Source organism: Mesorhizobium sp. B2-3-4, from assembly GCF_006442315.1.
GTDB lineage: Bacteria > Pseudomonadota > Alphaproteobacteria > Rhizobiales > Rhizobiaceae > Mesorhizobium.
The window spans coordinates 208,735-230,744 of record NZ_VFVY01000001.1 but is presented as its reverse complement, the minus strand read 5'-3'; the positions used below and the strand labels follow the sequence as shown (position 1 = coordinate 230,744).

General features: G+C 64.0%; 19 protein-coding genes. 14 read left to right on the top strand and 5 right to left on the bottom strand.

Features of this window, described 5'->3' with window-relative positions; genetic code table 11:
- Nucleotides 1-31 precede the first annotated feature (31 nt).
- Entirely contained in the window at nucleotides 32-1,285 is a 1,254-nt protein-coding gene (tyrS, locus tag FJ967_RS01340) for a tyrosine--tRNA ligase (RefSeq protein ID WP_140729920.1), read from the top strand.
- Between the two features lie 40 nt (nucleotides 1,286-1,325).
- Here tyrS and FJ967_RS01335 read toward each other — a convergent pair whose 3' ends face one another.
- Entirely contained in the window at nucleotides 1,326-4,700 is a 3,375-nt protein-coding gene (locus tag FJ967_RS01335) for a DUF3971 domain-containing protein (RefSeq protein WP_140729919.1), read from the bottom strand.
- 95 nt (nucleotides 4,701-4,795) lie between these two features.
- On the opposite strand from FJ967_RS01335, the gene FJ967_RS01330 reads away from it, so the two are divergent.
- A complete protein-coding gene (locus FJ967_RS01330) occupies nucleotides 4,796-5,263 on the top strand; it encodes a peroxiredoxin (protein ID WP_140729918.1) in 468 nt (155 codons plus the stop codon).
- A 34-nt stretch (nucleotides 5,264-5,297) separates the two neighbouring features.
- On the opposite strand, the gene FJ967_RS01325 is transcribed toward FJ967_RS01330, so the two are convergent.
- Both FJ967_RS01325 and FJ967_RS01320 read right to left on the bottom strand, forming a co-directional pair.
- Nucleotides 5,298-6,440 (bottom strand): GNAT family N-acetyltransferase, encoded by a 1,143-nt coding sequence (locus FJ967_RS01325; RefSeq protein ID WP_140729917.1) that lies wholly within the window; start codon nucleotides 6,438-6,440, stop codon nucleotides 5,298-5,300.
- Nucleotides 6,437-7,447: a sterol desaturase family protein gene (locus FJ967_RS01320; protein ID WP_140729916.1), complete on the bottom strand. Its 1,011-nt coding sequence runs from the start codon at nucleotides 7,445-7,447 to the stop codon at nucleotides 6,437-6,439. The genes FJ967_RS01325 and FJ967_RS01320 overlap by 4 nt, the downstream gene beginning before the upstream one ends.
- A 300-nt stretch (nucleotides 7,448-7,747) precedes the next feature.
- On the opposite strand from FJ967_RS01320, the gene FJ967_RS01315 reads away from it, so the two are divergent.
- The 7 genes from FJ967_RS01315 (at nucleotide 7,748) to FJ967_RS01285 (ending at nucleotide 14,529) form a co-directional block, all read left to right on the top strand.
- The gene (locus FJ967_RS01315) at nucleotides 7,748-9,052 is read left to right on the top strand and encodes a M23 family metallopeptidase (protein ID WP_140729915.1); all 1,305 of its coding nucleotides are present in this window, start codon (nucleotides 7,748-7,750) and stop codon (nucleotides 9,050-9,052) included.
- Nucleotides 9,053-9,267: 215 nt separating this feature from the next.
- The gene (locus tag FJ967_RS01310) at nucleotides 9,268-10,704 is read left to right on the top strand and encodes an FAD-binding oxidoreductase (RefSeq protein ID WP_140729914.1); all 1,437 of its coding nucleotides are present in this window, start codon (nucleotides 9,268-9,270) and stop codon (nucleotides 10,702-10,704) included.
- Nucleotides 10,701-11,444: a FadR/GntR family transcriptional regulator gene (locus tag FJ967_RS01305; RefSeq protein ID WP_140729913.1), complete on the top strand. Its 744-nt coding sequence runs from the start codon at nucleotides 10,701-10,703 to the stop codon at nucleotides 11,442-11,444. The genes FJ967_RS01310 and FJ967_RS01305 overlap by 4 nt, the downstream gene beginning before the upstream one ends.
- A complete protein-coding gene (locus FJ967_RS01300) occupies nucleotides 11,441-11,884 on the top strand; it encodes a VOC family protein (protein WP_140729912.1) in 444 nt (147 codons plus the stop codon). Before FJ967_RS01305 ends, FJ967_RS01300 begins: the two co-directional genes overlap by 4 nt.
- Nucleotides 11,885-11,951: 67 nt before the next feature.
- Complete coding sequence (locus FJ967_RS01295) at nucleotides 11,952-13,004, top strand: ABC transporter substrate-binding protein (RefSeq protein WP_181175634.1); 1,053 nt, start codon at nucleotides 11,952-11,954, stop codon at nucleotides 13,002-13,004.
- Nucleotides 13,004-13,777 (top strand): ABC transporter ATP-binding protein, encoded by a 774-nt coding sequence (locus FJ967_RS01290; protein ID WP_140729911.1) that lies wholly within the window; start codon nucleotides 13,004-13,006, stop codon nucleotides 13,775-13,777. The genes FJ967_RS01295 and FJ967_RS01290 overlap by 1 nt, the downstream gene beginning before the upstream one ends.
- Nucleotides 13,774-14,529 (top strand): ABC transporter permease, encoded by a 756-nt coding sequence (locus tag FJ967_RS01285; RefSeq protein ID WP_140729910.1) that lies wholly within the window; start codon nucleotides 13,774-13,776, stop codon nucleotides 14,527-14,529. Before FJ967_RS01290 ends, FJ967_RS01285 begins: the two co-directional genes overlap by 4 nt.
- Nucleotides 14,530-14,536: 7 nt before the next feature.
- Here the strand turns inward: FJ967_RS01285 and FJ967_RS01280 are convergent, their stop codons facing one another.
- Together FJ967_RS01280 and FJ967_RS01275 are read right to left on the bottom strand one after the other, a co-directional pair.
- A complete protein-coding gene (locus tag FJ967_RS01280) occupies nucleotides 14,537-15,763 on the bottom strand; it encodes an amidohydrolase (RefSeq protein WP_140729909.1) in 1,227 nt (408 codons plus the stop codon).
- Complete coding sequence (locus FJ967_RS01275; protein WP_140729908.1) at nucleotides 15,750-16,928, bottom strand: M24 family metallopeptidase; 1,179 nt, start codon at nucleotides 16,926-16,928, stop codon at nucleotides 15,750-15,752. The genes FJ967_RS01280 and FJ967_RS01275 overlap by 14 nt, the downstream gene beginning before the upstream one ends.
- 176 nt (nucleotides 16,929-17,104) lie before the next feature.
- On the opposite strand from FJ967_RS01275, the gene FJ967_RS01270 reads away from it, so the two are divergent.
- The 5 genes from FJ967_RS01270 to FJ967_RS01250 all read left to right on the top strand — a co-directional run bounded on the left by FJ967_RS01270 (nucleotide 17,105) and on the right by FJ967_RS01250 (nucleotide 22,010).
- On the top strand, nucleotides 17,105-18,271 hold the full coding sequence (locus tag FJ967_RS01270; protein ID WP_140729907.1) for an ROK family transcriptional regulator: 1,167 nt from the start codon (nucleotides 17,105-17,107) through the stop codon (nucleotides 18,269-18,271).
- Entirely contained in the window at nucleotides 18,268-19,032 is a 765-nt protein-coding gene (locus tag FJ967_RS01265) for an ATP-binding cassette domain-containing protein (RefSeq protein ID WP_140729906.1), read from the top strand. The genes FJ967_RS01270 and FJ967_RS01265 overlap by 4 nt, the downstream gene beginning before the upstream one ends.
- A gap of 39 nt (nucleotides 19,033-19,071) precedes the next feature.
- Nucleotides 19,072-20,112 (top strand): sugar ABC transporter substrate-binding protein, encoded by a 1,041-nt coding sequence (locus FJ967_RS01260; RefSeq protein ID WP_140729905.1) that lies wholly within the window; start codon nucleotides 19,072-19,074, stop codon nucleotides 20,110-20,112.
- 118 nt (nucleotides 20,113-20,230) lie between these two features.
- Entirely contained in the window at nucleotides 20,231-21,226 is a 996-nt protein-coding gene (locus FJ967_RS01255; RefSeq protein ID WP_140729904.1) for an ABC transporter permease, read from the top strand.
- 13 nt (nucleotides 21,227-21,239) lie between these two features.
- Nucleotides 21,240-22,010, top strand: coding sequence for an SDR family NAD(P)-dependent oxidoreductase (locus FJ967_RS01250; protein WP_140729903.1), 771 nt, complete (start codon nucleotides 21,240-21,242; stop codon nucleotides 22,008-22,010).

Genomic DNA, 22,010 nt, shown 5'->3' with positions numbered 1-22,010 from the left:
GGACCGGGCCTACGCTTTCGGGAAAGAAAACATGCCTGCCTTTAAATCCGATTTCCTGCGCACGATGAGCGAGCGCGGTTTCATCCACCAGATCTCGGATGAGACCGGCCTCGACCAGCTTTTCGCCAAGGAAACGGTCACTGCCTATGTCGGCTACGACGCGACCGCCACCAGCCTGCATATCGGCAATCTGATCTCGGCGACCATGCTCTACTGGCTGCAGGAAACCGGGCACCGGCCGATCGCGCTGATGGGCGGCGGCACGTCGATGATCGGCGATCCTTCCTTTCGCGACGACCAGCGCAGCCTTTTGACGCCGGAGGCGATCGCCACCAACATCGAGGGCATCAAGCGTATCTTCGGCCGCATCCTGCGTTTCGGCGACGGTCCGAACGACGCCATCATGGTCAACAATGCCGATTGGCTGATGAAGCTCAACTATGTCGAGTTCCTGCGCGACGTCGGCCGCCATTTTTCGGTCAACCGCATGCTGACCTTCGACAGCGTCAAGCTGCGGCTCGACCGCGAGCAGTCGCTGTCGTTCCTCGAATTCAACTACATGATCCTGCAGGGCTACGATTTCGTCGAGTTGAGCCGCCGGCAGAACTGCCGCCTGCAGATGGGCGGATCGGACCAGTGGGGCAACATCATCAACGGCGTCGATCTCGGCCATCGCATGGGCACGCCGCAGCTCTACGCGCTGACCACGCCGCTGCTCACGACATCGTCCGGCGCCAAGATGGGCAAGTCGGCCAAGGGCGCGGTGTGGCTGAATGGCGACCTCTTCTCGCCCTATGATTTCTGGCAGTACTGGCGCAACACAGAGGACGCCGATGTCGAGCGCTTCCTGAAGATATTCACCCGCCTGCCGCTCGACGAGATCGCCCGGCTGGCGGCGCTCGGCGGCTCCGAGATCAACGAGGCCAAGAAGGTGCTGGCGACAGAGACGACGGCGATCGTACACGGCCGCGAGGCCGCGCTGGCGGCGGAGGAAACCGCACGCAAGACGTTCGAGGAAGGCGTAACCGCCGAAACGCTGCCGACGGTCGCGGTTAAAGGAACAGATCTCGAAGCAGGTATCGGCATCCTCTCGCTGCTGGTCACCGCCGGCCTGGCCTCGTCCAATGGCGAGGCACGGCGGCATATCCAGGGGGGCGCGGTGCGGCTGAACGATCAGCCGGTAAACGACGACCGTCGGCTGGTCACGCTTCAGGACTTGAGTCCGGAAAATGTCGTAAAGCTCTCATTGGGCAAGAAAAAACACGTGCTGGTGCGGCCGGCCTGAGCACGGGCGGCCGTCATCCCTGGGCTTGTCGCGGGACGGGTCACCGGTACTCGAAGATCGACCTGAAGATGCCCGGAGCGATCACCGACAGCGGATTGACGTCGAGCACCGGCTTGTTGGCATTGCCCCGCAACCGGTAGGTCACGCCGATCAGACCGCGGTCGCGGCCATTGCCGAGCAGCGCGCCGACGATGGGCAATTCGCCAAAGATTCGGTTGAGGCCGTAGACCGGCATGAAGGTGCCGGTCATATCCATATTGTTGTTCTGATCGTAGAGGATGCCCTGGAAGGTCGTGCCGATGCGCGGGCCGCGCAGCACGCCGTTGGTCAGCCGGAGATAGCCGCTGCCCTTGTCGATCTCGGCGTAACCGCGTTCGAATTTCACCCGCGACGTGTCGAGCTTGCCCTTCACCGCCTGGTTTAGGCTGCGGTTGTCGCCGGCCGGCGTGGTCGAGACGATGGAGGCGAGCTTGGGTTCGTTGACGACGAAGAAGTTGCTGGTGTCGACCTTGCCCTTCATCGGGCCGTCGCTGGTCCCAGTCAGCGCCAGCATGATCGACCCGCCTTCCATGTGCTCGTAGATGTTGAGGAACCGCAGGATGGCGCCGGCATCCGCCGACTGCACGTTCAGCGAGCGCCTGCCGTCGCCCGTGGTGTTGCTGATGGCGATAGCGGCGCCCGAACTCGCAGTCGCGCTGACCTTCAGTCCATTCACCCTGGAGCCGGCGGCACTGTAGTCCAGCTTCAGGTTGGACAATTGCTCATCGTGGAAACCGGTCAGTTGATCGACGTCGGCGCTGACGGAGATATTGTCCGATCCCGTCGTCTTCGTTGCGGTGTCGACATCCGAGGTGAACTGCTTGATCAGCGAACGGGCGTCCAGGGCATTGCCGCTGACGGTGACGGCATAACCCTTGCCCGAGCGCTTGACCGATACCGCAACGTCGTCACCCCTGTTCAGGGTGACCTTGCTGAACTTGGCGGACGACAAGGCGCCATTGACCAGCACGATGCTGCCGTCGACGGAGAATGTCTTGCCGTCGAGGTCGAAGTCGGACAGCGTCGTGGTGTCGCCGGACTTGGTCATGACGAAGGTGGCGCTGGCCGGAATTCCCGCCCCCTTGCTCCAGCCGGCCCAAGGGATGTCCAGCCTGGCATTGGTCAGGTCGGCCGAGACGTTCTGGTTGCCGCCGCCGCTCTTGTCGATCGCGACCTTTACCGTTCCGCCAAGCAACGGCGTCAGGCCGGGCATTGCGGCGGCGCGGATCTTGTCGTCGAGCACCAGGGCCACCTTGCGGCTGCGCGCCGGTCCATCATCGCCCAGCGGCTCGACGAGATCGAGTTCGGCCGGAATGCCGTTCAAGGACGCCTTGGCCGAGATGACGGCTTTTTGCGGGTCGACGGTGATCGAACCATCGGCATCGGTCACGGCCTGCCCCTCGAACGGCTTGGCCAGGGAGAGGCCGGTATAGTCGAGCGACACCAGCCAATCGAGCTTGGCGGTGTCGACGCCAGACTGCAGCGGAATGTCCGCCTTGACGTGGCCGGTAACACCGCCGGACAGGTCCTCCGGGAGGATGCCGACATGGCGCATGGCATTGATCGGCTCGTAGGATGCGAGTTCGGCGACGGCGGACGCATCGCCGGCAACGTCGATATCGAGCGCGCCGATGACCGGCGGGCGGTTGGCCGCCTTGACGGCCAATGTCCCGTTGCTGGCAGCGACCGTGCGGCCACTGGGCATGAAGACGGTGCCCGACGACAGCGAAATGTCGACGTCGTTGCCGTGGAACGCGACGACGCCGACCGCGTCGCGGATCGGCGGAATGCGGCCGGCCGTGTCGAAGCGCGCCCCCTCGATCTGGAAGCGGCCGAAGACCTCGTCGGCGGAAAGCGGCACGCCATTGCCGAGGCGGTCCGGCACCACCTGGAACTGCAGGTTGGCGTCGACCACACGGCCGCCGAACAGGTTGCTCAGCACCCAGAGCCGGGCGTTGCGCGCCGAAAACCACGGCCAGAGCTGCTTGACGTGCGAGACCGGCATGTCGTGCACGTTGAGCGCCAGATTGATCCCGGGGGCCTTGCCGTCAACGAACTGCACGGTCGCGGTGCCGAGGACCTCGCTGGTCGCGGCGGACCGAACCGCGATCTGCTCGGCCACCAGCCGATGGCTTTTGATCTCGTAGACGCCGGCGACGCGCGAGAGGAAGGTCAGCGCTGGTTCGGGCGATTCCGACGGCGCCAGGGTCGAGCCATCGCTTGTCAGGTCATAGCGATAGGCAGGCTCCTGATCCGCTGCGCCGGTCGAGGGCCTGGGGCCGATCGAGCCGGCAAAATCGAAAGTCGATCGGCCGGTCTTGAGCAGCAATTTGTCCACCTGGATCTTGTTGGAGCCATGGACAAGCGTCGCTTTGACATCGGCATCGGCGGGCAGCAGCCCGCGCGTGCCAAGATCCAGAACGGATCCGGTGGACGAAAGGTCGGCCGTCAAGCGCGACTCGGTGGCGCCCGAGCCTTCCGATCCCGTCAGCTTCAACGCGACCGCCCCCAGTTTCCCCGTATCGGCGCCGCCGGCATCCGCCAGATCGATGCTGGCATCCAGGCCCGTTACCCGGTGGGCGGCGATATCGCGGGTGGCGGAGGCCGCAACGGTGACAGCCCTGCCATCGACATCCGCCTGCGAGGTGAACTCCATGCCGCCCGGCCCAGACTGGACAACGGCGGCGTTGGCGATCTTGATCAGCTTGACCGGTCCTGCGTCGGGCAGCACGAACTCGACATTGCTGAGATCGATCCGGCGCATCGAATCTTCCCGCACGGCATCGAGTGCGCGATGGATGTTGCCGAACACCGCGTCCGACAGTTTCTCCGGATCGACGAGACCGTCCTCGTTGCGCAGCGCCGCCGTCCAGTCGCCGCCGGACGGCATCGCCGCCATGACGATACGGGCATCTGAAATCCTGGCGCTGGTCAGGCGCACTTCTCCCCACAACAGCGGCACCAGCCGCACGCCGAAGCGCACACGGCCGACATCGGCCATGGGCTTGCCGTCACCGGTCTTGAGGCTGACATCACTGACCTGAAGTGCGACGAAGCTCGAACTGTCGAGCGTGATGCGAGCGGGTCCGACCGCGACATCGACGTCGACACCCGCCAGCCTCTCTATGGCGCTCTCAGCCTCGACCCGCAGCCGGTCCGATCCGATGCCGTAAAGTCCGGCAAGATAGACAGCCATCGCGGCCAACAGCATGAACGCGACCACGCCGGCAAACACGCGCGAAAGAATGCGAAAGCCACGACCGATCGCCGCCTGGCCAAGAGGCGGGACGCGGCAGGCGGACGGCAAGGCCCCCAGGTCGGTGATTTCATCACGCCTGAACCTTATCTTCTCGTGCTGCGGTTGCTCCTGATCCACGCAATCTTCCGTTGTCCGAATTCGCTCGTGGACGAATCCCCGCCCGACACTATATCGGTGTTGCTTCGCGCGTAACCTCAAACAAGGGCATGGATATGGCTGACCTCGACGTAGGCGATCCCGCGCCGCAATTCGACCTGCCTCGGGACGGCGGCGGATCGATCAGCCTCGCCGCGTCCGCCGGCAAGCCGGTGGTGCTCTATTTCTACCCGCAGGACGACACGACAAGCTGCACGCAAGAAGCGATCAGCTTCTCGCAGTTGAAGCCGCAATTCGAGAAGGCGGGCGCCGTCGTCATCGGCCTGTCGCCCGACAGCGCCAAAAAGCACGACAAATTCAAGTCGAAATACGATCTCACCATCGATCTTGCCGCCGACGAGGAGCGCAAGGTGATCGAGGCCTACCATCTGTGGGTCGAGAAATCGATGTATGGACGCAAATACATGGGCGTCGAGCGCGCGACGTTCCTGATCGGCCGTGACGGGCGGATCGCCAGGATCTGGCGCAAGGTCCGGGTCAAGGGCCATGCCGAGGAAGTGCTGGAGGCGGTTCGCGCGCTTTGAGCGCGGCCAGGCCCGGGAAGGTTACCCTAGCAGGCTACTCGTCAGACGCTTGCGCCTTCGGCTGCGAACGCGTCCTCCAGGATTTCGAAACATGGTTCGCATGATCGGCCAGCGCGGCGAGATGCCCGCGCAGACCGCGCGCGCCCATCATCGAGGACAGCGCGACGGATTGCGTCGCGAAACGCCGCTTGAAATCCTCGCCGCCGCAGAGAAAATCGATCGTGTCGAGGCCGCGGTCGAGCGACCACTGGATGTAGTCCATCATCAGCACCATACCCGGCGAGGCGCGCTCATATTCGGGATCGTAGGTGGTGACGAAAGCCATCATCGTGCCGTGCTGTTCGAAATTGATCGAGACGGCGACGATCTTGCCGTCCAGTTCCAGCACGAAGATACGCAACAGCCCGAGATCGGCCAGTACCGAAACGAGCGCGGCGAGAACGGGCGAGCCCTGGTCGAAGAGATCCGAGGCACGGCCATGCCGGGCGAGCCAGAGGCGCTTCAGCGTCGCGACGCGCGCCAGCACAGGCTCGCGCGGTTCGCTCGCGTCCAGCAGGCGGAAACGCAGTGCACCGCCCTCCTCCATGAACTTGCGGCCGCGGCGATAGTTCTGCCGCGCCTTCTTGGACAGCGTCTCGAACCATTCCGCGCCAGTATGCCAGGGGCCGGCGACACGATAGCTGATTTCACCGCGATGATTGGGCCGAAGCGCCTTGCCCTGAAGCGAGGCCGGCTCCATCAAGGCATGAACGCCGGCATCCGGCAGCAGACGGTTGAGATAGGCAAGGTCGAAGCCGCCCTGGTCAAAGACATGTTGCCAGAGGCCGGAGATCGTCCGCGGGTCGCTGTCGGGTGCGACGAGCGCGTCGCCATAGTCGCTGTGTTCCTTCGCCGCCCATTCGAGCATGCGGATGCCGGAGCGCCTGAAGGTCGCGAGCGCTAATACCCCATCGAGCCGGTCGCCATTCCAGGCAAGTCCGATCCGGAGCCCGCGCCGCTGCCGATGCGGGGTGGTGCGCCACCACGCCGCGATCCAGTCCGGGTGCTGGAAGGCAAGCCCCTCGGCTCGCCGCCAGAGCTTGCTCCAGGCCGGCGCGATCTCGGCCAGGCGCTCGGCCGATGTCACCATCTCGAAGGTGCGTGTTCGCGGTACTGCAAGCACAAAGGGGCCATTCATGGCCGTGTCCCTTCCGATGATTGCGGGGTCCGTGGCTTTGCCGGGCGTAGACGCCTGGCCCTGAAACGCTTGGCAATATGCCCCCACATCCGCTTCAGCGGCATGAGGTAGAGGCCGGCAAGCGACTGGTAGTCGCGCACATCGCGGTCGACCAATCCGAACTTGAAGTCCTCGTCGGGCCTCGGCACGCACAATGTTCCGAACAGCCGGTCCCAGAACGAGAAGAGCAGTCCGAAATTCTTGTCGTAGTGGCGCGGATCGGTGCTGTGATGCAGTTGATGCCAATGCGGACACAGGATCACATTGTTGAGCGGACCGAACGAGATCTTGAAATGCGTGTGCCTGACGAAATCCATCATCAGGATGTTGCGCATGACATAGACGTTGACGCCAAAGACGGTCAGTTCGACAAGGTTCAGCGAAATCAGCGACCAGATGCCGAAACAGATGCCTACGATGAGACCGTCCCAGGCGCGATTCATCAACTCGTCGAGCGGATGGACGCGATCCTTGGTGATCCCGACCATCACTTCGGCCGAGTGATGCACCTTGTGCAGTTCCCAAAGCACGGGATAGCGATGCTGGGCGACGTGGTAGAGATAGTAGGAAATGTCGTAGGCGAGCAGCATGGTGATGGTGAAGATCAGCACCGTCACCGGGCCCGCCGGCCCCTCGATCAAAGGCGGCTGGAACTGGAACAGTGTTGAAAACAGCCAATTGGTCCCGTAGCCGACCGCCGAGACGAAGACAATTCCGGCCGGCAGCATCAGGAAAGGCATCAAGGCTTTCTTCGTCACCCAGAACAAAAGATCGGCCTTTGCCGAGGGATGAGTGATGACCTCGTGCGGGATGACGAACTCGAAAAACTCCTTCCAGCTCTTCTCCTCGACCGTGCGCCAATAAGCCACGAGCGCGCTGACCAGTGCCGTCAGCAGCAAAAGCCCGGTCGCCAGCAAACTGGCGCCCGAAAGCTTGTCGAGAATTTTGCCTACCAAATCGTTCAGCATTCCTACCGCCACGGTGATCCAAAGTCCCAGCACGGCTTTACTCGAAAACTGTCAACCAAATACAATCGAAAACAGTTAAAAATCTGAGACTTGCTCTTGGCGGGACTGTCCGCTTCCAGCATCGTATTGGTACTCATTGCCGACGATTTCGCCGCTTGGCGGCTCCGCTTGGCGATTTCCACGCAACCTGATGCCCGCGCCGCGTGCATTGCGCGCCAGACGTTGGATCCGGCAAGCCTTTGTTAACCCTAATAATGTGTAATTAAGCCGTCGTGGTGTCGTAAACGAAAGCTTGGTCCCGTGAACGCAACCGGTCAGTCCGCAGTCTTCGGCAGGCGCAAGGAACCCCACACGGTCATCATCGCCCGGGGCAACGAGATCAGGCACTTCACGATCCGCCCCTGGCTCGCCGCGTTCATCGGTTCGGCACTCGCGGCCATTGCCGTCGGATACCTGCTGGCGACATCCTATCTCGTGCTGCGCGACGACCTGATCGGCGCCACCACCGCGCGTCAGGCGCGCATGCAGCAAGCTTACGAGGACCGCATTTCGGCGCTTCGCGCCCAGGTCGACCGCATCACCAGCAGGCAACTGCTCGACCAGCAATTGATGGAAACCAAGGTCAGCGAACTGCTCGAACGCCAGACGCAGCTCAGCCAGCGTCATGGCCGCCTCGGCCCATTGCTCGAACGCGCCGAAAATGACGTCGGAACGGTGCCCGCCGACCAGCCGGCGGCGGCCGCCAAGCCGGACAAACGCGCCGAGGTTACCGGCAGCATCAACCAGCCCGCGCAGAATTACGCGGTTGCCAGCCTGGCCGCCGACCTCGGCACCGCCGACACCAGGCCCTTCTCCTTGTGGTCGACCCGAACCGATCCGCTGCCCAGCGATTCAGCGGCCGACCGCGCCGACAGGCTGTTCGTCTCGATCAATCAGTCGTTGAAATCCATCGAGAACGAACAGCTCAGCCGCATCAGCACACTGGCCGACAACGCCTACAAGAGCGCCGATGCCATCCAGCAGGCACTGCAGGCGGCCGGACTGCCGGTCGACAGCGATTTCGGCAAGAACGAAAGCGATGTCGGCGGACCGCTTATCCCGCTCGATTCCTCGATGATCTTCGACAGCAAGGTCAAGGAACTGGACGAGGCGCTGGACACGCTCGATCAGTTGAAGAAGGAGGCGCGCCAGCTGCCGCTGACCAATCCCGCCCCCGGCCACTCCGTCACCAGTCCATTCGGAGTGCGCACCGACCCCATTCTCGGCACGGCCGCCCTGCATTCGGGCATGGATTTCAGGGCCCCGATCGGCATGGCGGCGCGGGTGACGGCGCCCGGCGTCGTCACCAAGGCAGGCTGGAATGGCGGCTATGGCCGCATGGTCGAGGTCGACCATGGCAATGGTTTTGCCACACGCTACGGACATCTCAGCGAGATCGACGTGACAGTTGGTGAAAAAGTGGACGCCGGCGCGGTCATCGGCAAGACCGGCAGCAGCGGCCGCTCGACCGGCCCGCATCTGCACTATGAAGTGCGCCACAATGGCGAGGCGATCGATCCGCTGCGCTTCCTGACCGTCGGCAAGAAAGTCGCGCAATATCTCTAGCAACAACGACCGTCCGCTGGCCGGCTGATCTCTCTCAACGCCTCCCGTCAAACCGCTGAACGCCAGCCACCTTCTTGGCGGCATGGCCGACCACGCCTTGCCTGTTGATGATTTGCGGTCGTCGACGCAAGTCCGTTGACTCTAATTGAGTTGTAGGATGATATGTATATCCATACTTCTCAACCTCACCAAGCACAGGCCCACTAGGCATAGGAATGACGGTTCCCGGCATCGCCTCACCAGTTCTCGACGCGCTGCAAGGCATCGTCGGCACGAACGGCGTGCTCGCCGACGCGGCCGGCATGGCCGGATATCTGCGCGACTGGTCGGGCGATTATCGCGGCGCGGCGCTGGCGGTGCTGAGGCCGAGCTCGGTCGCCGAAGTACAGGCGCTGGTGCGGCTTTGCGCCTCGCTCGGGCTCGGCATCATTCCGCAGGGCGGCAATACCGGCCTTGTCGCAGGCGCGATCGACACGAAGGGCGCCGGCGCGCTGATCGTCAGCCTCGACCGGCTGAACGCTATCCGCCTGATCGACGCCGACAATTTTATGCTGCGGGCCGATGCCGGTTGCGTCCTGCAGACGATCAAGGACGCCAGTGAGAAGCAAGACTGCCTGTTTCCGCTGGCGCTCGGCGCGCAGGGAAGTTGCCGGATCGGCGGCAACGCCGCCACCAATGCCGGCGGCGTCAACGTGCTGCGCTACGGCATGGCGCGCGACCTGATCCTCGGACTGGAAGTCGTGCTTGCCGACGGCGAATTGTGGAACGGCTTTTCCGGCCTGCGCAAGAACAATACCGGCTACGACCTCAAGCAGCTCTTCATCGGCGCCGAAGGAACGCTCGGCATCATCACCGGCGTCGAGGTCAAGCTGTTTCCAAAACCGGCGCGCGTCGAAACCGCCTATCTCGGGGTTGCTTCCTTCGAGGCCGCGATCGCGCTGTTTCGCCAGGCACGGCGCGATTGCTCGGATCTGGTGTCGGCCTTCGAAATCATCGGCGCGGAATGCATCGAGTTGGCGCGGCTGATCGATCCCGGCACGACCGCACCGGTGACGGCACCGGTCCAGGTGCTGATCGAACTGTCCTCGAGCGCGCTGGTCGATCTCAACGCCGTCCTGGTTGGCTTCCTCGCCGGCGCGATGGAAAATGGCCTGGTCGGCGATGCGGTGCTGGCCAGCAGCAGCGCGCAGGCGAAGGGCTTCTGGGCGATCCGTGAAGGCCTGGTCGAAGGCCAGGCGAGGCGTGGCTATCACGTGCGCACCGACCTTTCGGTGAAAATCTCCGACATCCCGGCCTTGATCGAGCGCGCCAGGCGCTTCGTGGTAACCGACCATCCCGGCTGGACCCCGCTGGCCTATGGCCATGCCGGCGACGGCAACATCCATTTCAACGTGCTGCCACCGCTCGATCTGGCTGACGGCGAAGCCCGCTCACGAGGCGCCGATGTCACCGCCGGGCTCTACGATATCGCCGTCGGCCTCGGCGGTTCGATCAGTGCCGAACATGGAATCGGCCGCAGCCGCCGGCAGGAATTCTGGAGCGGCCTGTCCCCTGTCCATCGGCGGCTGGCCACGACCCTGAAGGACGCTTTCGATCCCAAGGGGTTGATGAATCCCGGTTGCCTGCTGCCGCCGACGGAGACCACGCCATGAAGCAAAGGCTTGCCGCCATCGGCACCGTCGAGACGCTGCCGCACCGGGTTGCCGCCTTCCTGAGCCGCGAGATCGAATCCGGCGATCTCAATCCCGGCGCGCGGCTGCCCACCGAACAGGAACTGTCCGAAAAATTCGGCGTCAGCCGCAACGTGGTGCGCGAGGCCATCGCCCAGCTCAGGGCCGACGGCATGATCGAGGCACGGCAAGGCATCGGCGCCTTCGTGCTGGCGCCCGAGCAGCGCGCCGCTATCCGCATCGACCGCGAGGCGCTGAAGGACACGCACAATATGGAGCGGCTGTTCGAACTGCGCTGCATATTGGAAGCCGAATCGGCGGCACTCGCCGCGGCACGGCGCAGCCAGGAGCATCTCGACGCCATCAAGGCAGCGCTCGACCGCATGAGCGGCGAGGAGCGCTGGGAGGATGGCAGCATCGACGCCGACCTTCTGTTCCATCGCGAGATCGCGCGGGCCACCGGCAACAGTTATATCCACACCTTCATTTCCTTTGTCTGCGAGCAGATCCGCCAGTCCATCCACTATGCCCGCCTGACCAACCCGCTGCACGACCTGGTCGAGGTCAATGTCGGCGAGCATGTGCGCATCTACGATGCGCTGGTGGCTGGGAACCCCGCAGCGGCCGAGGCGGCGATGCGGGCCCATATCATCGGCGCCGCCAACCGGGTTGGCGTCAGGCTGCCGTCGGCGCGCGGCGACCATACCGACGGAGCACGATGACCATGCCGATCGCCAGCCTGAGCCGCATTTCCGACGTCTGCCTGCTGGTCGCCGACATCGAGCGGACCGTCGAATTCTATGTCGAAAAGCTTGGTTTCCGCTTGCGCCGCCGCGCCGAGGGTTTTGCCGATTTCCATGGCCAGGGTGTGACGCTGGCCGCCTGGGAACTCGATCACATCAACCGGCATACAGGCGTGTCGAACCTGAAATCGCCGCGCCACGCGCACAAGGTCTGCGTCGCCGTGCTGCTCGATAGCCCCGACGAGATCGACCAATTGCATGCGGAACTCAGCGCCAAGGGCGTGCCCTTTTACGGGGCGCCGCAAAACTACGTCTGGAACGCGCGCTGCGCCTACTTCACCGACCCGGACGACACGCTCTGGGAACTCTACGCCTGGCTCGACGGCGGCCCTGGCGACTATCACGACGAACAGCCGTAGACGACGCCGTGCCGTTTGGGAGCGGCGCCTGAAGAAGAGACAAGAAGTCTGAAAACAGGAGCGAAAGATGAGTGGGAACCAGGATTTCAATCTGAACCGCCGTAGCTTGATGAAGGGCGGTCTGGCTGCCGTCGCCGCGGCATCCGCCGGCATGCAGCTCGTGCTGACACCGGGAGCAAAGGCAGCCGGCAAAGTCGTCATCCAGTATGACTGGCTGATGTCGAATGGCCAGATCGGCGACATCGCCGCCGTCGCCAACGGCTATTTCAAGGATGCCGGGCTCGACGTGGAATTCAGCCCGGGCGGCCCGAATGCCTCGACCGTGCCGCCGGTCATCTCGGGCTCCGCGCAGCTCGGGCAGTTCTCCGAAACGCCGCAGCTATACGCGGCGCGCGCCAGCGGCGTGCCGATCAAGATCATCGCCTGCGGTTTCCGCACCGGCCCTTATGCGCTCACCTCGAAAGGCTCGAACCCGATCAAGGGCGTGGCCGACCTCAAGGGCAAGAAGATCGGCATCCAGCCGACGGCCCGTTTCGTGATGGACGAGATCCTCGCCAAGAACGGCATGAGCGCCTCCGACGTCACCGTCGTCAATGTCGGTTTCGACAAGGGACCGCTGATGCGGGGCGATGTCGACGCCATCGGCGGCTGGATCACCAACACGCAGGCGCTGAGCGTCGTCGGCGACGACCGCGTCGACCTTCTGGTACGTGACCTCGGGCTTGCCTCCTATGCCGATGTCTATTTCGCCACCGACGCCGCGATCGAAAAGGATCCGCAGACGCTGGCCAAGTTCATCGGCGCGGTCGCCAAGGGATGGGGCTGGGTGCACGCCAACCCGCAGGAGGCGGTCAAGAAAATGGTCGCCGCCTATCCCGAAATGGACCTGGGCTGGGAAGAAAAGACCGTCAACCTGGTGCTGAAACTCTCCTTCGACGGCACGACGGCCAAGGACGGCTGGGGCACATTCGATCCGGCGTCGATCGAGGAGCAATTGGCGCTGCTCGACAAGGTCGGCCAGTACCCGAACGGCCGGCCCGCCGCCGCGGACGTCTATACGACAAAGATCCTGGAACTGTCGGCCGCCGACCGTCCCAAGCTCGACGCGCCCGCCGCCTGATGGCGAACGCGATCGAAGCCAGCCGGCTCGATGTCGGCTATGGCGGCCGCATCGCGGCCGTCAAGGTGCTCTCCAGTCTCGACCTCACCGTCGAGGCTGGATCCTTCCTGTCGATCCTTGGGCCGTCGGGCTGCGGCAAGTCGACCTTGCTGCGCGTCGTTGCAGACCTGCTCGACCCGCTCGGCGGCACGATCAGCGTGCTCGGCGACACGCCGCACGCGGTTCGCTCGCGCCGCGACGTCGGCTTCGTCTTCCAGGATTCCACCCTCCTGCCCTGGCGCAGCGTGCGCGACAATGTGCGGCTGCCGCTCGGCGTCGGGCAAGGCAGCCTGACCCGCAAAATAGAGGACCGCAGCGACGAACTGCTGGACCTGATGGGGCTGGCAGGCTTCGGTGACCGCCTGCCGCATCAGCTTTCCGGCGGCCAGCGCCAGCGCGTGGCGATCGCCAGGGCGCTGCTGGGAGAACCGAAACTGCTGTTGATGGACGAGCCGTTCGGGGCGCTTGACGAAATCACCCGGGACCGCCTCAACGATGAGTTGCTGAACCTGTGGCGTCGCGCCGGTACCACCATCCTCTTCGTCACCCATTCGATCGCCGAAGCGGCCTATCTGGGTGAGCGGGTGATTGTTCTCGCCGCCAATCCCGGCCGGCTGGTCAAGGATCTCGACATGCGGCCGCTCAAGAAGGACGGCAACCGCTGCTCCCGCGAGGATCCGGCGATCGTTGCCGCCATGGCCGAACTGCGCATCGCGCTGGAGCAGGCATCATGAGGCCGGCGCCGCTCTCTGCGCAGCTGGCCGTCGCGCTCCCCGTCCTGGGGGCGGCATCGCTGCTGCTTGCCTGGCAATTTCTGCTGCCCTGGCTGGGTGTGCCGGCCTATATCGTGCCGACGCCAACGGCGATAGCAGGCGTGTTCCAGAAGAACGCCGCGCTGTTGCTCGACAATCTGCGCCCCACCCTCATCGAGGCCCTGGCCGGCTTCGTCATCGGCAACCTTGCCGGCGTCCTGCTTGCCGTCCTGTTCGTGCACAATCGTATCCTGCAGGCGGCCTATTTCCCGGTGGTGCTGTTCTTCAACACCATTCCGGTCCTGGCGCTGGCGCCGATCATCGTGCTGATCTTCGGTCTCGGCATGACGCCGAAGATCGTCATCGCGGCGGTGATCTGCTTCTTCCCGACACTGGTGAACATGATCCGCGGACTGGACGGTGCCAGCGACAACGAGCACGAGCTGTTCCGGGTTCTGTCGGCGACACGGTGGGAAGTCTTCTGGAGCCTGCGCCTGCCGCGCGCCTTGCCGATGCTGTTCTCCTCGCTCAGGATAGCCTCGGCGACGGCGGTGATCGGTGCCATCGTCGGCGAGTGGATCGGCTCGGACAAAGGCCTCGGCGCTCTGATCATCCAGGCGTCCTTCAACTACCAGTCGGACCGGCTCTACGCCGCGATCGTGCTGTCCTCCGCACTGTCGATCGCATTGTTCTGCGTCGTCGTGCTGGTCGAGCGCCGGATCATAAAATACTAGGGCGCGATCAATCCGCTTGCGCCGACAGGAAACGTGTCGCCGCCGTGGCCAGCGTCGCCGCACCGACTTTCATCGCGTCCTCGTCGACGCGGAACCTGGGATGGTGCAGCGGGAAGACCGACCCGGCCGCCTCACTGCGAATGCCTAGGCGGAAATAGACCGAAGGACGCTTTTCGCTGAAATAGGCAAAGTCGTCGGCAATCGTCCAGCCCGGCATGTTGAGAACGTTTTCGGCCCCGACGCATGCCCTTGCGCTTGCCGAAATGAGCTCGGCCATTTCAGCATCGTTGACGACGCCAGGCTCGCCCGCGTGAATGTCCACCCTGACGCCGGCGCCGTGGCTCGCCGCGATCCCGTCCAGGATTTCACGGACACGGCGTCTGGCCCGTTCGCGTGTGGCAGCGTTGCCGCTGCGGATCGTGCCTTTCAGGACGACCTTGCCGGCAATCACATTGTAGGCGCTGCCGCCATTGATGCCGGTGACGGAAATGATGAGCGGATCGTATGGGTCGATCTCACGCGATACGATCTTCTGCAACTCGCCCACCATCGAGCAGGCCACGGCAATCGCGTCTACCCCCTCATAGGGCTTTGCCGCATGAGCGGCTTCGCCGACGACGACCGCATCGAACGTATCGCATGCCAGCGTGTATGGACCTGAGCCGACCGCGACCTTGCCGGAGGGCGTGTATGGATCGACGTGAAGACAGATTGCCGCGTCGACGTCATCAAGCAGTCCCTCTTCAACGACCCGCTTGCCGCCGGAGGGCTCATCTTCTTCCGCCGGCTGGAAGATCAGGCGCACGGTCCCGCCGAAATCTGCCCTGGAGCGATGAAGATGGGCCGCGACCGCGAAACCCATCGCGGCATGCGCGTCATGACCGCATGCGTGCATCACGCCTGGATTGGTCGAGGCAAAATCGACGCCGGACTCCTCCTCGATCGGCAAGGCGTCGATGTCAGCGCGGATGGCGATCTTGCGATTGGATGGCTTGCCGGTGCCGACGATGTCCACGGCCAGGCCGAAACCCGCCACATCGCGCACCGTGTCGATACCATGGTCCGCCAGCGCCTGCCTGAGATAGCGCTGCGTGTCCGCCTCCCGGTTGGACAGTTCCGGATTGCGGTGCAGATGGCGGCGGATCTTGATCATCTCATCGAGAATGCCGGAATCGATTTGCGCCGCGCCGGCATCGGCAACGCCCGACGATGTCGCGTCCTCAGGATTTGACATGAATTTCTCTGGGGAATCGGGTCAGTGTCTCATGGCCGGTTTCGGTCACGAGGATCGTCTCGCTGACCTCGATGCCCCAACCATCCATCCACATGCCGAGAATGGAGTGAAGGACATTGCCCGGGACAAGCACCGTCTTGTCGCCCGGCCTGAGGCTGATTGTGTGTTCACCCCAGTCCGGCGGATAGGCAACGCCGATGGAATAGCCGATGCGCGATTCCTTTTTCAGGCCATGGCGCTCGATGACCTTGCGCCACGCGCCTTCGACCGCTTCCGCCGTCGTACCGGGCCTGACGGCCTCAAGCACCGCGTCCATGCCCTCGATGACGGCCTTTGCCGTCTCCGAGACACGCGTCGGCGTCTTGCCGAGTTGCATGGTTCTTGCGAGCCCGGCAGCGTAACGGCGGCAGACACCGGCAAGTTCGAGCGCGATCGTCTCATTGTCTCCGAACCGCCTGTCACTCCACATGATGTGCGGAGCCGAGGCATTTTCGCCGCCGAGGATCGTCGGCGGCAGCGCCGTGATGTCGCCCGCGAAATCCGGGCTTCCGGCGACCTGCGCCGCCTGGATCGCGGCAATGGCATCGCATTCGCGCACGCCTGGCGCGATGACTTCGTAGGCCCGGGTGACGGCGGCCTCTGCCAAGGCGGACGCCTTGCGCAGATACGCGATCTCGGGTGCGGTCTTGACGGCACGGATCCAGTTCACCAGCAGGTCGGCATCGTGCCATTTCGCATTCGGAAGCCCCGCGACAAGCCGCGCATGCGCTTTGGGCGAGAAATAATAGGCTTCGAGCTCGATGCCGATATGCCGGCTCCCCCAGCCTTTGGCCACGATCCAGCTGGCGATCCAGTCCATCGGGTGGCGATCGGTGCGCTGAACGTGGTCCTCCGGGAAGCCGACCACGTTTTCGGGCTTCATCCAGGCCGTCAGCAGACCACCGGCCGCATCCATGGCGCGCCCGATCCACACCGGCTCCACCTCCTCTATCGGGACCAGAACCACCTGCGGTGTATAGAAGGACCAGCCGTCATAGGCGGTGATGTAGTGCTGGTTGGCGACGTCGTTGACGATCAGGAGCTCAAGACCGCGTTTCGCCATTTCGGCACGGATTGCGCGAAGGCGTCGTTGATATTCCTCGCGGGCAAACGGCAATTCGATCATTTTTGCTCCCTGTTCCTGACCCATTTCGCCTACCCTTGCGGCGGTTTTGCCGCGGCGACAATCGGCCAACAAGGGATGCGGCCTTCTCCCAGGACAACTGGGCTCGATCTATTTTTGAATTCCATTTGACTGAATAAATGTTTGATGCGAACCTTACGTCAACAGGGGCGCAAGGCATGGCATTGCGGGGGACCAATCAGGAGTTCGGGCGGCCGTACAACCGGCGCATCGTGCTTGAGTCCATCCGCCTTCACGGGCCAACCGCCCGTGGCGAGATCGCCGCCCGCGTCGGGCTCACTGTCCAGACCGTATCGACCATCGTTCGCGAACTGGAGGAACAGGGCTATATCCTGTCGGTGCGCGAGGAGCCGAAGGGGCGCGGCCTGCCGCCGGCGACGCTGCGCATCAATCCGGAAGGCGGCTATGCGGTCGGCATCCACCTGACGCCGCTTGGAATAGATGCCGCGCTGATCAATCTCAGCGGCGACGTCATCGAGAGTTCACACCGCGAAGCGCCCAACGCCGCGCCCGATCACGCGTTCGAACAGATTGGCGTCATGGTCGGCGACCTGACGGGCAAGCGGCCCGGCGGCCGTGTCATCGGCATCGGCATGGCGCTTCCCGGCCCGTTCGACGTGGACTCGATGAGCTTTGTCGGCCCGACCACGATGGCCGGCTGGAAGCACGTGGCGCTGCGTGAGCGGCTGACTGCCGCGACGGGATTGCCGGCGTTCTTCGAGAGCGACATGGCCGCCGCCGCGATGGGCGAGCGGCTCTATGGCATCGGCGCCCGCCATTCCGACTATTACTACCTCTATTTCGGCGTCGGACTGGGCGGCGCCATGATGCATGACGGCAGCGTCCTGCGCGGCGCCTGGGGCAATGCGGGCGAAATCGGCCATATTCCCGTCGTCCCTGATGGCGAACTTTGCCCCTGCGGCAACCGAGGTTGCCTTGAGCGCTATATCTCGCTCGAAGCGCGAGGCCGCCGGGCCGGCAATGACGCCGACTGGGTGGCGCAGGTCGGCCCGATCTTCCGCAATGCCATCGCCATCATCGAAAACCTCTTCGATCCCGAGACGGTCGTGCTCGGCGGACTGGCGACGTCGGACCTGCTCGAACACCTGGCAGACGCGGCCGAACCGCTGCACAATTCGGTTTCGGCCCGCGCCGACCGTAAGACGCCGCGCGTCATCGTCGCCAGCGGCGGCCAGCATGCCGTGCTGCGCGGCGCGGCGGCACTTGCCGTCTCGGGGGTGCTGTCGCCGCGCTTCGGCCAGATGTTCGCCGCCGAGCGCGAGCGCGGCCGCGATATCCTGTCGGCCAGGGGGATAGCCGCATGAGCGAACCGCTGCTGGTGCTCGACAACGTCACCAAGAACTATGGTGCCATCGAAGCGCTGAAGGGAATCAGCTTTTCCATCGGCAAGGGCGAAGTGGTCGCGTTGCTCGGCGACAACGGCGCCGGCAAATCGACGCTGGTCAAGATCATCGCCGGCGGGCTGGAGCCGACCTCCGGCCGCATGCTGTTCGAAGGCAAGGAGTTCCTGGCCCGGTCGCCGGCGGAGGCCAAGGCGGCGGGCATCGAAACCGTCTACCAGGACCTGTCGCTGTGCACCAATGTCGATGTGGTGGCCAATTTCTTCATGGGCCGCGAGATCACCAGGAAAGTGCTTGGCATTCCCGTGCTCGACGAGCGCGCCATGGAAGCCGTCGTCGGCAAGGCGCTGGCCAGCGCCGGCACGCGCATTCCATCCCTGCGCACCAATGTCGAGCATCTCTCGGGCGGCCAGCGGCAGGCGATCGAGCTCAACCGCTTCGTGCATTGGGGCGGCAAGCTGGTGCTGCTCGACGAGCCGTTCGCCGCCCTTGGCGTCGAACAGACGCGGCGCGGTCTCGACATGATCCGCCAGGTCGCGAAGCAGGGCATTGGCGTCGTCATCATCACCCATATCATGCAGCAGGCCTTTCAAGTCGCCGACCGGATCGTGGTGATCCGCCAAGGCGTCGTGGCGGGGGACGTTGCGCGCAACAAAACAAGTCCCGATGCGGTGATCAACATGATCACCGGCGAGACGCTTGCCGGTGCCGGACCGGCGGGCTGAGGGACAAGGAGGGGTCCGGCTCAACAGGGAGCGAACGACATGAAGCGAATACTTCTTGCTGTCTTCGGTATCCTGGCACTGGCCTTTGCCACGCTCACGCCGGCATTCGCCCAGTCCAAGGGGACCGTCTATTACATGGTGCCGACATTGCTCGACGAGTTCCAGACCGGCTCGGTGACCGCGCTTGAGCTGTTCCTGAAACAGGTCGGCTACGAGATGAAGACGCTGAACGCCGACAACAAGACCGACGCCCAGCAGTCGCAGATGAACGACGTCATCGCGCTGAAGCCCAAGGCCATCATCCTGGCCGCTGTCGATTTCAACGCACTGAAACCGTCGATCGAGGCCGCCCGCGCCGCCGGCATCCCGGTGGTCGAGTTCGACCGCCAGATCACCTCGACGCCCTCCGATTTCACATCCGTGGCGGGCACGGTCGAGATCGGCCATATCGCCGCCGACCAGGCCGAAAAGCTTCTCAAAGCCAAGAACGGGTCGGTGAAGGGCAAGGTCCTGCAGGTGCTGGGTGACCCCGGCGACCCCTACACGCTCGACATCCAGAAGGGTTTCGAGGAGAAAATGAAGGCGTTCCCGGACGTCAAGATCATCTCGCTGCCGGCCATGCAATGGGAAGCCAGCAATGCCGGCACCATCGTCGCCGACCAGATGCTTGCCAATCCCGACATCGACCTCATCTTCAGCCATGCCGCTCACCTGTCGGTCGCCGCCGTCGCCTCGCTCGAGGCCGCCGGCAAGAAGCCGGGCGACGTCATGCTGATGAGTTCGAACGGCGCGCCGGTCGGCCTCGACCTGATTCGCAAGGGCTGGCTCAACGTCGAAGTCGAGCAGCCGCTCTACGCGCAGGCAGCGGCCGTCGCCATGTTCATGGACAAGGTCGCCAACAAGCAGGAGATCAAGCCCGGCGACTATGACGTGCTCGGTCTGAAATCGGTCGTCACCAAGGAAGCGTGGGGTCCGAACATCAAGATTCCGGGCGCCGCGATCACCAAGGAAAACGTCGACAATCCCGCCTTCTGGGGTAACCAGAAGCCGCCGACGGATACGGTCAAGTCGGTCGAATAGGCACGTCGCCTGAAACCGCTCCGGGCCATCCCGGTCCGGAGCCAATATCCTGCAATTCCAATCCGCGCCTTTTCGAAGATCGGATGATCGTCGAGCCGTGCGCCAGCCGGATCAGCCCATGAACCCCCGCACCCGCCATGCCCTGGAGTTCGTCCTCGACAACCTCGTCTGGTTCATGCTGCTGTTCGTGCTGGTGGTCTTTTCCATCTTCATCCCGAACTATTTCCAGCTCGGCATTTTCGCCAACATCATCGAGGCATCGAGTGTGCTCGGCGTGATGTCGATCGGCCTGGCGCTGGTCATCATTGCCGGCCACATGGACCTGTCCGTCGAGTCCGTCGCCGCGCTCAGCGCCATGGCGGTGGGTATCCTGTTCTGTTCATCGGGCATCGGCATGGGCGTTCAGTTGCACCCGGAATGGCTGATGGTGCCGGTGTCGCTGCTACTGGCGCTTGCCGTCGGCGGCCTCATCGGCGCGTTCAACGGCTATCTCGTGGTCAAGGTCAAGATGAGCGCCTTCATCATCACGCTCGCGTCCTACATCTGGGTGCGCGGCCTGGTGCTGGTCATTTCGGGCGGCCGCTCGGCGCAGGACCTGGCGCCGGCCATCCGCTGGTTCGGCATCCAGCGGCTGATCGGCCTGCCGCTCACCGCCTGGATCGCCATCGCCTGCTTCGTCGTCTTCTCGCTGATCATGGCCAAGACCCCGTTCGGCCGGCATCTCGTGATGATCGGCGGCAATGAGACGGCAACCTTCCGCGCCGGCATCCGGGTGAACCGCAACCTGATCATCGCTTTCGTGCTTGCCGGCGCCATCGCCGGCCTTGCCGGATGGCTGCTGGCCATCCGCACGTCGGGCGCCACCGCCAATCTCGGTGTCGGGCTTCTGTTCAACGCCTTTGCGGCGGTGGTCATCGGCGGCGTCAGCCTGAAAGGCGGGGTCGGCACCCTGCCCGGCGTCTATGCCGGCGTGCTCCTGCTCTCGGCCATCAACACGGCGATCAACCTGATGGGGCTGCCCGCCAACTTCACCCAGGTCATCCACGGCCTTCTGGTGCTGGCCGCCGTGCTGCTCGACGCATTCAAGCAAACCATTCGCCAAAGACTGGCGTGACAGGACGGCTCGCATGACCGGACGATTGAAGGACAAGGTGGCGCTGATCATCGGCGCTGCGCGCGGCATCGGCAAGGGCATCGCGTTGCGCTTCGCCGAGGAAGGCGCAAGGCTGGTGCTGGCCGATTCGGATGATAAAGTCGGGCAAGCAAGTGCCGATGAACTCGGCGTCCCCTTCATCCGCACCGACATCTCGCAAATGGGCGACGCCGAGGCCGCGGTGGCGCTTTCGCTGAAACACCATGGCCGCCTCGACATCATCGTCCAGAATGCCGGCATCTATCCCTGGCAGTTGATCGAGAACACCAGCGCCGACGACTGGGACCGCGTCATGGCCGTCAATCTGCGCGGCACCTTCAATGCCAGCCGCGCGGCGCTGGTGCCGATGAAGGCACAGCGCTTCGGCCGCATGCTCTACACCTCCTCCATCACCGGTCCGCATGTCACCAGCCCTGGCCACGGCCACTATGCGGCGACCAAGGCCGGCATCAACGGCTTCATCCGTTCCGCGGCGCTCGAATTCTCCGGATACGGCATCACCGTCAACGGCGTCGAACCCGGCAACATCCTCACCGAAGCCATCCAGGAGCATCGGGGCGCGGCCTATATCAAGAACATGGAGGATTCGATCCCGCTCGGCCGGCTCGGCAGTCCGCGCGACGTGGCCAACGCCTTCCTATTCCTCGCCTCGGACGACGCCAGCTACATCACCGGCACGACGATCGTCGTCGACGGCGGACAATTGCTGCCGGAGGGAAAGGATTTCCGGATGGTGCCGCCGTGA

What these genes read in the sequence shown, in the direction of transcription:
- FJ967_RS01260 (WP_140729905.1), top strand. Translation starts at nt 19,072, where the DNA reads ATGAAGCGAATACTTCTTGCTGTCTTCGGTATCCTGGCACTGGCCTTT.
- FJ967_RS01280 (WP_140729909.1), bottom strand. Translation starts at nt 15,763, where the DNA reads ATGTCAAATCCTGAGGACGCGACATCGTCGGGCGTTGCCGATGCCGGC.
- FJ967_RS01265 (WP_140729906.1), top strand. Translation starts at nt 18,268, where the DNA reads ATGAGCGAACCGCTGCTGGTGCTCGACAACGTCACCAAGAACTATGGT.
- tyrS (WP_140729920.1), top strand. Translation starts at nt 32, where the DNA reads ATGCCTGCCTTTAAATCCGATTTCCTGCGCACGATGAGCGAGCGCGGT.
- FJ967_RS01300 (WP_140729912.1), top strand. Translation starts at nt 11,441, where the DNA reads ATGACCATGCCGATCGCCAGCCTGAGCCGCATTTCCGACGTCTGCCTG.
- FJ967_RS01285 (WP_140729910.1), top strand. Translation starts at nt 13,774, where the DNA reads ATGAGGCCGGCGCCGCTCTCTGCGCAGCTGGCCGTCGCGCTCCCCGTC.
- FJ967_RS01255 (WP_140729904.1), top strand. Translation starts at nt 20,231, where the DNA reads ATGAACCCCCGCACCCGCCATGCCCTGGAGTTCGTCCTCGACAACCTC.
- FJ967_RS01250 (WP_140729903.1), top strand. Translation starts at nt 21,240, where the DNA reads ATGACCGGACGATTGAAGGACAAGGTGGCGCTGATCATCGGCGCTGCG.
- FJ967_RS01270 (WP_140729907.1), top strand. Translation starts at nt 17,105, where the DNA reads ATGGCATTGCGGGGGACCAATCAGGAGTTCGGGCGGCCGTACAACCGG.
- FJ967_RS01305 (WP_140729913.1), top strand. Translation starts at nt 10,701, where the DNA reads ATGAAGCAAAGGCTTGCCGCCATCGGCACCGTCGAGACGCTGCCGCAC.
- FJ967_RS01275 (WP_140729908.1), bottom strand. Translation starts at nt 16,928, where the DNA reads ATGATCGAATTGCCGTTTGCCCGCGAGGAATATCAACGACGCCTTCGC.
- FJ967_RS01320 (WP_140729916.1), bottom strand. Translation starts at nt 7,447, where the DNA reads ATGCTGAACGATTTGGTAGGCAAAATTCTCGACAAGCTTTCGGGCGCC.
- FJ967_RS01290 (WP_140729911.1), top strand. Translation starts at nt 13,004, where the DNA reads ATGGCGAACGCGATCGAAGCCAGCCGGCTCGATGTCGGCTATGGCGGC.
- FJ967_RS01325 (WP_140729917.1), bottom strand. Translation starts at nt 6,440, where the DNA reads ATGAATGGCCCCTTTGTGCTTGCAGTACCGCGAACACGCACCTTCGAG.
- FJ967_RS01295 (WP_181175634.1), top strand. Translation starts at nt 11,952, where the DNA reads ATGAGTGGGAACCAGGATTTCAATCTGAACCGCCGTAGCTTGATGAAG.
- FJ967_RS01310 (WP_140729914.1), top strand. Translation starts at nt 9,268, where the DNA reads ATGACGGTTCCCGGCATCGCCTCACCAGTTCTCGACGCGCTGCAAGGC.
- FJ967_RS01330 (WP_140729918.1), top strand. Translation starts at nt 4,796, where the DNA reads ATGGCTGACCTCGACGTAGGCGATCCCGCGCCGCAATTCGACCTGCCT.